General features: G+C 33.8%; 2 protein-coding genes and 1 pseudogene. 2 read left to right on the forward strand and 1 reads right to left on the reverse strand.

The window, feature by feature from the left end; translation table 11 throughout:
• Positions 1–225 precede the first annotated feature (225 nt).
• Both HMPREF9420_RS00475 and HMPREF9420_RS14990 read left to right on the forward strand, forming a co-directional pair.
• Complete coding sequence (locus tag HMPREF9420_RS00475) at positions 226–1,038, forward strand: hypothetical protein (RefSeq protein WP_007133396.1); 813 nt, start codon at positions 226–228, stop codon at positions 1,036–1,038.
• An 18-nt stretch (positions 1,039–1,056) separates the two neighbouring features.
• Positions 1,057–1,263: a guanyl-specific ribonuclease gene (locus HMPREF9420_RS14990; RefSeq protein ID WP_081457481.1), complete on the forward strand. Its 207-nt coding sequence runs from the start codon at positions 1,057–1,059 to the stop codon at positions 1,261–1,263.
• Positions 1,264–1,298: 35 nt separating this feature from the next.
• Here the strand turns inward: HMPREF9420_RS14990 and HMPREF9420_RS14465 are convergent.
• Positions 1,299–1,457: pseudogene (locus tag HMPREF9420_RS14465) on the reverse strand (IS982 family transposase); the annotation flags it as partial.
• Positions 1,458–1,493: the final 36 nt, after the last annotated feature.

Below are 1,493 nucleotides of genomic sequence, written 5' to 3' on the forward strand. Positions count from 1 at the left end.
ATCGTTGGATAATCTTACACCAAGAGATGTATATTTAGGCCAAGGGGAGAAAATTAAAAATATAAGAGAAACAATAAAGCAAAATTCAATCAACAAAAGAATTTTTGATAATAAAACAATGAAATATCAGAGTAAATAACTATATTTGCAGTTGTGCACTTTTGTTTGACAACGTACAGTTTACAAATGTCAAAAGTTTCCACTTGATTTTCGGAGTATATTAGTATGAAAGCATTTTTTTTTAGTTTAATCCTGATGGCTTGCAGTAATTTGCTGATGGCACAACAAGATAAAATATACTTTTACTATGACAAGTACGGATATAAAGATGTTGCCCAAGGGAGATTTATGGATTTATATTCAAAAGAAAAAAGTAGTAAAGTTCCTGTTTTTTCAACAACTATGGTATCAGATAAATACAAAGAAGAAGATTTGGATCTCATATCAATACCCATTTTGGAGTGGAACCACCAATCATATAGGTGTGGAGATAATCTTGAGTCTTTGGTAGCATTTAAGCAAGATTTCTTATTCCAGAAGGTATTTATTGTAACGAAAGAAGGTCATTTAAAGGTTGGGACTTTTGAGATTTTTGATTCTTACAATGAAGAAAACCGAAAGAAAGACAGTATAAATAACGTGAAATATTCGTTGCATGGAAGACCTGTCATGTCAGATAACGAAAAAATGGAAAAGAAAATCTATAAATATTGTTGGGAGAATCCCAACGTTTTCGTTTTTATGATTCGAGGTTTGCATGGCTATTGGGGTGTCATCGATGGAAAACTTGTAAAATTAATCGTGAAAGGTCGTGAAATCATCGGAGAGGTTGGCAGTGAATTTGTTTGTAAAAACTATGGAGAACAATTCATTAATGATGCTATTGTGGATTGTCTTAAGACAGGTTATGGATATGCAGTCTGTCCCGATTGCAAAGTAAATAGCCCCATAAATATTGACATTAAGATTGCGAGTTCGTGTAAAAAGCTATATAAAGAGGAGATAAGATTAAATGAAAATCTTGATGTTACAAAATGATACGATTTAGAAAAGGGTATACCTTTTCCGCATCGACATGATGGTGCAACTTTCTACAATAATAAAGATATTTTACCACTAAAACCATCAGGATACTATAGAGAAGATGTAGTTCCTACTCCTGGAATTAAAGGGGCTGGAGTTCAACGTATCGTTATTGGGAATGGAGGTGAATGGTATTATACGCCCGATCATTATAAAACATTTATTCAGTTTAAACCTTAAAAACATGATTAAAGATACTTGAGTTCGGGATAAGTTTAGCATGAAAAGAGTTCCAACTGCCTTGTTTTTTCCACATACACCGGCAGTGCCTCTGGTTTGTTCTCAAAGAAGCAGTATGCTGTAAGGGCAGAACACAAGTTCATGATAAAGTTGTGTATCGAGCGGTGTCTTGAGTGAACAAGGTTCTTCCGATGGGTTTGTTAAATAAAAGTGCACAACTGCAAATGTTG

The sequence above is a fragment of the Segatella salivae DSM 15606 genome (genome assembly GCF_000185845.1).
GTDB lineage: Bacteria > Bacteroidota > Bacteroidia > Bacteroidales > Bacteroidaceae > Prevotella > Prevotella salivae.

Coding starts and splice junctions, on each gene's coding strand:
- HMPREF9420_RS00475 (WP_007133396.1), top strand. CDS start 226: ATGAAAGCATTTTTTTTTAGTTTAATCCTGATGGCTTGCAGTAATTTG.